The sequence below is a fragment of the Acetivibrio straminisolvens JCM 21531 genome (assembly GCF_000521465.1).
Lineage (GTDB): Bacteria > Bacillota > Clostridia > Acetivibrionales > Acetivibrionaceae > Hungateiclostridium > Hungateiclostridium straminisolvens.
This window is the reverse complement of record NZ_BAVR01000028.1, coordinates 37,348-46,305: the sequence shown is the minus strand read 5'-3', so window position 1 is coordinate 46,305 and position 8,958 is coordinate 37,348. Positions and strand designations below refer to the sequence as shown.

9 protein-coding genes are annotated in these 8,958 nt (G+C 37.8%); 3 read left to right on the top strand and 6 right to left on the bottom strand.

Features of this window, described 5'->3' with window-relative positions:
- Nucleotides 1-170 precede the first annotated feature (170 nt).
- Nucleotides 171-1,280: a sodium ion-translocating decarboxylase subunit beta gene (locus tag JCM21531_RS08980; protein WP_038289160.1), complete on the top strand. Its 1,110-nt coding sequence runs from the start codon at nucleotides 171-173 to the stop codon at nucleotides 1,278-1,280.
- A 16-nt stretch (nucleotides 1,281-1,296) separates the two neighbouring features.
- Nucleotides 1,297-1,458: an OadG family protein gene (locus JCM21531_RS23710; RefSeq protein WP_038289158.1), complete on the top strand. Its 162-nt coding sequence runs from the start codon at nucleotides 1,297-1,299 to the stop codon at nucleotides 1,456-1,458.
- A gap of 105 nt (nucleotides 1,459-1,563) precedes the next feature.
- Here the strand turns inward: JCM21531_RS23710 and JCM21531_RS08970 are convergent, their stop codons facing one another.
- Nucleotides 1,564-1,980 carry a hypothetical protein gene (locus tag JCM21531_RS08970; protein ID WP_038289156.1) on the bottom strand — a complete coding sequence of 139 codons (417 nt, stop codon included), beginning with the start codon at nucleotides 1,978-1,980 and terminating at the stop codon, nucleotides 1,564-1,566.
- 242 nt (nucleotides 1,981-2,222) lie between these two features.
- On the opposite strand from JCM21531_RS08970, the gene JCM21531_RS08965 reads away from it, so the two are divergent.
- Nucleotides 2,223-2,879 carry a 3'-5' exonuclease gene (locus JCM21531_RS08965; protein ID WP_038289154.1) on the top strand — a complete coding sequence of 219 codons (657 nt, stop codon included), beginning with the start codon at nucleotides 2,223-2,225 and terminating at the stop codon, nucleotides 2,877-2,879.
- 9 nt (nucleotides 2,880-2,888) lie between these two features.
- On the opposite strand, the gene pflA is transcribed toward JCM21531_RS08965, so the two are convergent.
- From pflA to JCM21531_RS08940, 5 genes are all read right to left on the bottom strand, one after another.
- Nucleotides 2,889-3,605, bottom strand: coding sequence for a pyruvate formate-lyase-activating protein (gene pflA, locus JCM21531_RS08960; protein WP_038289166.1), 717 nt, complete (start codon nucleotides 3,603-3,605; stop codon nucleotides 2,889-2,891).
- A gap of 16 nt (nucleotides 3,606-3,621) precedes the next feature.
- Nucleotides 3,622-5,850 carry a formate C-acetyltransferase gene (pflB, locus tag JCM21531_RS08955; protein WP_038289152.1) on the bottom strand — a complete coding sequence of 743 codons (2,229 nt, stop codon included), beginning with the start codon at nucleotides 5,848-5,850 and terminating at the stop codon, nucleotides 3,622-3,624.
- Between the two features lie 287 nt (nucleotides 5,851-6,137).
- Nucleotides 6,138-7,373: a CapA family protein gene (locus JCM21531_RS08950; RefSeq protein WP_038289150.1), complete on the bottom strand. Its 1,236-nt coding sequence runs from the start codon at nucleotides 7,371-7,373 to the stop codon at nucleotides 6,138-6,140.
- Between the two features lie 49 nt (nucleotides 7,374-7,422).
- On the bottom strand, nucleotides 7,423-7,974 hold the full coding sequence (gene thpR / locus JCM21531_RS08945; protein WP_038289148.1) for an RNA 2',3'-cyclic phosphodiesterase: 552 nt from the start codon (nucleotides 7,972-7,974) through the stop codon (nucleotides 7,423-7,425).
- A 106-nt stretch (nucleotides 7,975-8,080) separates the two neighbouring features.
- Entirely contained in the window at nucleotides 8,081-8,884 is an 804-nt protein-coding gene (locus tag JCM21531_RS08940) for a DUF4097 family beta strand repeat-containing protein (protein ID WP_094184771.1), read from the bottom strand.
- Nucleotides 8,885-8,958: the final 74 nt, after the last annotated feature.

The following is an 8,958-nucleotide window of genomic DNA, read 5'->3' as shown; positions in this document are numbered from 1 at the left end:
CTTAAATACATAAAACAAATTTTTATCAAAAAAATTTCATATTTTTGATAAAATGATTTATGTTGACCTTTTTCTCTGCCATAAAATTTTATAATAAATTACACTTGAAATGAGGACATAAAATAAATATACTGTAATGGGAACAAAAATTATAATAAGGAGGACTTATCGTGGAAGAGCTTCTTAAAGGTATACTTGGTCTTGGTTGGCAGAATTATTTAATGTTTATCATTGCAGGCATACTTATTTATCTTGCAATAGCCAAAGAATATGAACCAACACTTTTACTTCCTATCGGATTCGGCACAATTCTAGCAAACATACCTTTTTCCAACGCTTTAGGAGAACATGGCGTGTTAAGCATCTTATACGACGCAGGAATAAAAACAGAGCTTTTTCCTGTATTGATTTTTGTCGCGGTAGGTGCGATGATTGATTTCGGCCCGCTGCTAAAAAATCCTTTCATGCTGTTCTTCGGTGCCGCCGCACAGTTTGGTATTTTTGCTACAATGCTGGTTGCGACTTTATTGGGTTTTGATTTAGCCGAAGCTGCTACAATCGGTATTATCGGTGCTGCTGACGGACCAACATCCATAGTTGTTGCTCAACAGCTTGCTCCAGGTCTTATCGGACCCATAACAGTGGCTGCTTACTCTTATATGTCTCTGGTTCCAATAATTCAACCTCCGGTCATTAAGCTTCTCACTACTAAAAAAGAAAGACTTATTCGTATGGAGTACACTGAAGAAAAAGTACCGAAATCAGTTAAAATTCTGTTTCCGATAATCGTTACATTATTAGCCGGATTAATTGCTCCATCCAGCGTAGCTCTTGTAGGATTTTTAATGTTCGGAAATCTTATTAGAGAATGTGGTGTACTGGACAGACTGTCCAAATCCGCTCAAAACGAGCTTGCAAATCTGGTAACCATCCTTTTGGGTGTTACCATCGGTTCAACCATGGTAGGAGAACAATTCCTTAACGGACGTACATTAATGATTATTGGTTTGGGACTTGTTGCTTTTATATTTGACACTGCCGGCGGAGTAATTTTTGCTAAGATTTTGAATTTATTCTTAAAGAAGAAAATAAACCCGATGATAGGTGCTGCTGGAATTTCCGCATTTCCTATGTCTGCTAGAGTTATACAGCAGATGGCTACCAAAGAAGATCCTTCGAACTTCATTATAGCTCAATCCATAAGTGCAAATGTTTCCGGACAATTAGGTTCAATAGTTGCCGGCGGCATGATTCTTGCACTGGTGCCATTATTTATGTAGAAGGAGTTGATTATTAATGATAATAAATTGGGAAGCATTCTATAAAGGTATCAATGTAGCTTTAATAGGACTGGCAGGAGTATTTACTGTATTAATATTATTTTATATCATGACAAAGCTATTATTATACTTTTGCAATAAATATGAAAAAGAAAATCCCAATTCCAATAACCCTTAAAAGATAAATCATTAAATTTGAATTTGTGCCTGATTAAAATATTAAAAACAATAAAAACTATTACAGCAATTTATACTTGTGTAATAGTTTTTATATTGTTAAAGTTTACGGCTGAACTGTATAAGATGTTTCAATCCTTTGTTCTCCGCCGGTTATTACTATCGGATAAGTTCCCGGTGTCGTGTTTGACCGTACCTTCCATACCCATGTTGCAACTCCGTCTCTATTTGCAGTCCTCTTTTCAAAGACTGTAACATCTTCTCCGCCCCATTTATATTTTGATGTTATACTGTAGGTTTCCCCCGGTTTCCCAATTATACTGATACTTGCATATTCTTCATATCTCACTGTTGTATTGGCACTCAGTATTTTAAGTTCATCCGTCGAGCCATCATAAGTAGTATTATTATTCTGATAAAGCCTTGTAAATTCAACATTATTATTGTCATTGTAATTTATATTGGAACTGCAGCCTGTAAGTAAAAGAATTGCCAAAACTATTGTTGCAAATTTTATTTTCATTTGTATCACTCCAAAGTTATTAATAAAAATATTATAAATATATAATCTCCCTTTTTACCTAATAATATGATAAAGTTAAATATGGACATAAAATGCTTATTGCTTAAAATACCATTACTTTTGATATTATAAAACGCCACTTTTTATAACATAATAAATTATAAATAAGATTCTTTTTGAGCATAAATAAAATGCCTATTGTCAAACTAATTAAAAACTGAAAAGAAAGTAGAGAGAAGCGTATGAATTACATAGTATATGACCTGGAACTTAACAGTAAGCCCTTTAAAAGCAGTATTCCAAATGAAATTATTGAAATCGGGGCAATAAAACTTAATGAAAACCTGCAGGAGATAGGAGTCTTTAGCTCCTTTATCAAGCCTAAACACTTTAAAAAACTCTTTCCTGTAGTAAAGCAAAAAACCAAAATCACTCAGGATCAAATTAATAGTGCCGATAGTTTCAGAAATGTCATAAAGCAATTCATCCGATGGATTGGTGATGATTTCATTCTCATTAGTTGGGGACATGACGACGTGCACAACCTGATATTAAACTGTAAATTCAACAGGATAAGAACTGACTGGCTAAAAAGAAATATTGACATCCAAAAGCAGTTTTCAACCATCTACAACTTGCCGTCAGGGCAAAGATACAGCCTCGAAAACGCTCTTTCATTGATTGGAGTTGAAATAGGTGAAAACCTTCACCGGGCACTAAATGATGCTGAATATACTGCAAAGATTTTTGCCTCAATATTTGACAAATTAGACTTGAAGGTTTATAACACCGTTCATATAAAGAACAAATATAAAAGAATATTTAAAAAAAACTCAAAACCAAAACCCATGGCTTTGGCAAAACAAATAGGCGTAGAAAAAGCAAATAATAAAAGCTAAAAGCTTTTATTATTTGCCGGATAAAATTCGTTTTGCTCTTTCCACATCTTTTACACTCGGTTCTTTTAATCCTTCAAGCTCATACTTTTGACCGAGTTTTTCCCATTTATACGCTCCCATGCTGTGATAAGGAAGAACTTCGATTTTTTCCACAGTCTTAAGCTTACTTATAAAAGCAGATGCCATTTTTAGATCGTTCTCATCATCGGTATACCCGGGAACAAGGACATATCTTATCCAGATAGGCACCCCTTGGCCGGATAAATACATCGCAAACCGCTTGATTTTTTCGTTGGATACACCGGTAATTATCTTGTGCTTATCCTCCCGGGCATGCTTTATATCCAGCAACACAAGATCGGTGTACTTTATAAGCTCTTCAACCTTCTCTATATCGGCATATCCATTGGTATCCAACGCCGTATGTACGCCCAGTTCTTTTGCCAGTCTGAATACCTCCGTCACAAATTCAGCCTGAAGAACCGGTTCGCCGCCGGTAACAGTGATTCCGCCGCCTGAAAACTTTATATAGTCCATGTACTTTTTCATTTCGTCGATTATTTCTTGGGGAGTGTATTCACTCCCCGCATTTACATCCCAGGTATCTCTGTTATGACAATATATGCACCTCAAGGGACAACCCTGCATAAAAACCACAAATCTTATGCCAGGCCCGTCCACTGTTCCGAAAGATTCAAATGAGTGTATCCTACCCTTTAATGTCATTGCCCCGTCCTTTCTATTAGACTTTTCCGTGAATTGTTCTGTTAATAACATCTAGTTGCTGCTCTCTAGTAAGCTTTATAAAGTTCACCGCATATCCCGATACCCTTATAGTAAGCTGAGGATACTTTTCCGGATGCTCCATAGCATCAAGCAGCGTTTCTTTTTCAAACACATTTACATTTATGTGATGACCGCCTTGCTTGAAATATCCGTCAAGCAGCGATTTAAGGTTGTTTATCCTGATTTCCTCATCTCTTCCCAGAGCTTTCGGAATTATGGAGAATGTATATGATATACCGTCTTGAGCATATTCATAAGGAAGCTTTGAAATACTGCTCAATACGGCCAGAGCACCATTTACATCCCTTCCATGCATAGGATTTGCACCCGGTGCCAAAGGTTCACCCATCTTTCTACCGTCAGGAGTATTTCCGGTCTTCTTTCCATAAACCACATTCGAAGTTATTGTGAGTATGGAAAGCGTTGGCATTGATTTTCTGTATGTTCTTTGCTTTCTAAGCTTATTCATAAACATTTTTACTACTTTTACAGCTATTTCATCAACACGCTCGTCGTTGTTTCCGAATTTCGGATAATCACCCTCAACTTCATAATCTACAACCAGATTGCTTTCGTCCCGTATCGGCTTTACCTTTGCATATTTTATTGCGCTAAGGGAGTCCGCCACCACAGACAATCCGGCTACTCCGCATGCCATTGTCCTGAACACATCCTTGTCATGGAGTGCCATCTGCAATGACTCATATGCATATTTGTCATGCATGTAGTGAATTATATTGAGGGTATTCATATAGAGTCTTGCCACCCAGTCAAGCGCCATGTCGAATCTCTTCATAACATCTTCATATTCAAGGTATTCCGTTTCTATCGGTGCAAACATCGGAGCAATCTGTTCTCCAGTCATTTCATCCTTTCCGCCGTTAATAGCGTAAAGAAGAGCCTTTGCAAGATTACATCTGGCACCGAAGAACTGCATCTGCTTTCCGATTCTCATGGCAGAAACGCAGCAGGCAATTCCATAATCGTCTCCCCAGTGATGCCTCATTATGTCGTCACTTTCATACTGTATGGAACTTGAATGGATTGATACCTTTGCACAGTACTTTTTAAAGCCTTCGGGCAGGTTTACAGACCAAAGCACAGTAAGATTGGGCTCCGGTGCATGCCCCAGGTTGAAGAGCGTATGCAAAAACCTAAAGGAAGATTTGGTAACCAATGTTCTTCCATCCAGCGCCATACCTCCAATACTTTCGGTTACCCATGTGGGGTCTCCGCTAAAGAGCTTTTCATACTCGGGAGTTCTCAGAAATCTCACCAGTCTCAGCTTTATAACGAGCTGGTCAACCAGTTCCTGAGCTAATTCCTCCGTAATTTTTCCCTCTTTCAGGTCTCTCTCGATGTATATGTCAAGGAAAGTAGAAATTCTTCCAATACTCATTGCAGCGCCATTCTGTTCCTTAACTGCTGCAAGGTATGCAAAATACAACCATTGAACGGCTTCTCTGGCATCCTTTGCGGGGACTGATATGTCAAAACCATAGCTTAAAGCCATTTCCTTAAGCTGTTTTAATGCCTTAATCTGCTCGCTGATTTCTTCCCTGTCACGAACTGTCTCATAATCAATATAATCCAGCTCAAGGTTCGTCAATTCATTCTCTTTTTCGGCAATCAGCCTGTCAACGCCATAAAGGGCAACTCTTCTGTAATCGCCGATTATTCTTCCTCTGCCGTATGCATCGGGAAGGCCGGTGATAATTCCCGCTTTTTTTGCTTTTCTCATTTCCTGAGTGTATACATCATAGACACCCTGATTGTGGGTTTTTCTGTGTTTTGTAAATGTTTCAACGACATCAGGGTCAACTTTATGGCCATAAGCCTCAGCTCCCTTGACAACCATGCGTATACCGCCAAAAGGCATTATTGCTCTTTTCAAAGGTTCATCCGTCTGAAGCCCCACAACAACTTCAAGCTCTCTGTCTATATAGCCCGGTTTATGAGATGTAATTGTTGAAATAGTACGGGTATCCACATCCAATACCCCGCCGTTCTCCCGTTCTTTCTTTAACAACTCAGAAACTTTCTCCCAGAGCTTCCGGGTTTTCTCCGTAGGACCGGCAAGAAAGCTGTCATCGCCTTCATAAGGAGTATAATTTTTTATTATAAAATCACGTACATCAATTTCCTGGCACCAATTGCCTCTATCAAATCCGCGCCATGCATCCATCCTTCTCATCACCTTTCAAATCAAAATGTCACTATATATTTACCCAATATAATTGAACAATATCCAAAATAAAAAATACTCTGAAATACCTTATAAAATTTATAAAATCATTTTCGATTCACTTTTATACGGCTCACAAACGTATTTTTTCCTTCAATATATTGTACATCAAAATATTGTACATCAAAAAAAGTGTAATGGCAAACACTTGGATAATTAATTTTTTCTACTATCCAATAATACCATAAAAATTGATATATACAATGCTATAATGTTGTTGAAAATTGCTATTTTTTATTTTCTAATTCAAAATACAACTTGTCATCCTTGATAAGGCAGTTTGTATCAAGCTTGCTGCACAAATTCTTTTCCCTCTCCAAAATAGACTTTGCTTCGCTTCCTTTTTGAGGAACTACCTGGGTTTTCCCAACTGTTCTCACCGGTATCGCCTCTATTCCAACCGGTTTTGTGCCTTCGTAATCCAGCATGACAATAAAAGACTCCTGGTTTTCCGGATCGTTCTGGTCAAAAATAAAATTCCCCAGACTGTAGAAAATAGGTTTGCCGTTATAGATTTCTATACCTTGGAACTGATGGGGATGGTGTCCTATTATTACATCTACGCCGTTATCCAAAAGACTGTGGGCAAACTCTCTCTGTTCGGGCAGGACTTCAAAACTTTCCTCTACTCCCCAGTGAAGTGAAACGATTAAAATATCAACCTTGTCCCGCACTTGTTCTATATCCTTCTTAATGGAATCATCAAACTTTAAAGGCCTCGGTGCCACTCCCGGCTTGTCCTCTCCGGCTGCAAACTTGTAGTTCGGATTTCCCTTGTATACAACCTCAGCCATATCGGTATAAGCCAGCATTCCCACTTTCATACCCTTTGCTTCCATTATTGCAGGCTTCCTTGCTTCCTCGAGATTTTTTCCTGCTCCGGCATATTTAATGCCGTTTTTATCTAAAATCTCCATTGTGTCAAACAAACCCCGTTCATAATAATCAAGTATGTGGTTGTTTGCAAGATTCATCAAATTAAATCCGGCATATTTAAGCCCTTCTATTGATTCAACATCATTTTTAAGAACATATTTACCGCCTTCTTTTATGCCTGTAAGAGAATGAGTACTTGAAGTAATGGGCTCCTCCAGATTGCAAAAAATCACATCCCCTTTTTTTAGGATGTCCCTGACCTCAAGAAAAGGATATGTATAGTCTTTATTGCCGTTTTTAAGTCTCATGCCCACGCCTCGCCCCAAAAGAATATCTCCTACCGCAACAATTTTTAATTCCTGCACAGGAGTTGCTGTGGGCAAAAAAGTATTATAGACAGTGCCACTTACACTGTCATTTGCATCATCCTTCACTTTATCCTCATTTAAATCCTTTTTTTCATTATCTTTCTCATTTATTACAGCAATGCTGTCATTTTCGGCAGAACGGTGATTGCATGCGCTAAGACCCGATACTCCCATCAAAAAAGCAATCGCCGCCACCCAAATTATATACTTTTTATTCATTTTAATTCTCCTTTTTTAGTAAAAAAGCATTAAAGAATAGCCCTGTCCGCTAAACAAGCTTATGCTCCGTTATTGGGGTGTAAACCCTCTTATTGCCTATCTGTTCACTTTTAAACAGATTTACACTTCTGACTTCAATTGGGGCAAACCGGTAGTTTTTAACAAGCCCTTTGATTTCTTCAAAATCGGTATTAAACCTCACATCCTGTGCTATGGTTACATGAGGTACATAACGCCTTTTCTCCCTTTCAAATCCCAGTTTCTCAAGCTTTATGTCTATTTCCGACTGGAGCTTGTGAAGGCTTTCAAGATCGCCTGCAAGCTTTAACCACAAGACCCTAATGCAGTTATTCCCCGGAAAAAAACTCAGTCCGTCGATATTAAGGCAAAACTTTTGAATATTGCCGCATACCTCTTCAAGCCCATCCTTGATGCCCTGCACTTTGGATTTCTCTATTTCGCCAAGAAACTTTAAAGTAAGATGAAAATTGTCAATATATTTCCATCTGCCGGCAGAAGCCAATTCTTTAAGATTACTCTGAAGCTTCAATATTTCTTTCTTCAACTCCATATTAAAATCAACCGCTATAAAAGTTCTCATAATTATCCCCCTGCTGTTATTTCGTCAATAACCGTCAATTTTATGTAACGTATTTCAATTCATAACAAAAGTATACCATAAATATCATGGATATATAAAACTTTTTCTAATATCCGGTAATTGCAATCTTGCCCATGGAAGTTTCCACCTTTGCTTTTGTAGGATAACTGAAATCACTAAATTCATTTACTTCCAGTTCCCCAACGCTTTCAAAAGAAACTTCCGACTCTTTTGGAAGCATCAAATCGATATTTCCGGTTCCGGTTTTAAAAGTATAATCTCCTCCTTTTTCAAGCTCCGCCTTTACGCTTATACTTCCAATATTCTTTATTATACCGGACTTACCGGATATCCTGCCGCTTGATATTTTTACGTTTCCCACATCCCCTTTAATGTTTACTACCCCGACAAACCTGTTAATCTCCATATTGGCCATATTTATATCGGCGTTTAAAACTCCCTTGATATCATCGTAAAATTTTATATTGCCTATATCGAGTTTTAAATTGAGGGTATTTTCTGCTTTTGGAATATATATTTTTAAATCAATGCTTTTATCTATAGGATTTTTGTCTTTACCTTTGTACTCCGCTTTGAAAACAATATTACTTTCGTTTTTATCTATATCAACGTTGAAACTATCGAGTTTTTGAGCTAAAACCTCTTCCGCTTCAGCTCCTCTCACCCTTTTAGTCATTTCAAACTTTACTTCATTCTTATCCCAGGTATAAACCTCAATGTTGCTTGAGTCACAGACAATGTCCAAAACCAGAGGCTTTTCGGCTTCTACCGTCTTTTCACTGTATGAATTTACTTCCCTCTTCGGCCCTAAAACAGTTCCGGCAGATGTACACCCCGAAAACAAGACAAATTGTAATAAAACCGCAAGTATAATTATTTTTCGGCTCAAGTTTCTCCCCCTCTTTTCACCATCTCTTTATTGTTTGATACATAATAACACACCAGTCAAAGGTGTTACAAATA

Coding starts and splice junctions, on each gene's coding strand:
- JCM21531_RS23710 (WP_038289158.1), top strand. CDS start 1,297: ATGATAATAAATTGGGAAGCATTCTATAAAGGTATCAATGTAGCTTTA.
- JCM21531_RS08970 (WP_038289156.1), bottom strand. CDS start 1,980: ATGAAAATAAAATTTGCAACAATAGTTTTGGCAATTCTTTTACTTACA.
- JCM21531_RS08965 (WP_038289154.1), top strand. CDS start 2,223: ATGAATTACATAGTATATGACCTGGAACTTAACAGTAAGCCCTTTAAA.
- pflA (WP_038289166.1), bottom strand. CDS start 3,605: ATGACATTAAAGGGTAGGATACACTCATTTGAATCTTTCGGAACAGTG.
- pflB (WP_038289152.1), bottom strand. CDS start 5,850: ATGGATGCATGGCGCGGATTTGATAGAGGCAATTGGTGCCAGGAAATT.
- JCM21531_RS08950 (WP_038289150.1), bottom strand. CDS start 7,373: ATGAATAAAAAGTATATAATTTGGGTGGCGGCGATTGCTTTTTTGATG.
- thpR (WP_038289148.1), bottom strand. CDS start 7,974: ATGAGAACTTTTATAGCGGTTGATTTTAATATGGAGTTGAAGAAAGAA.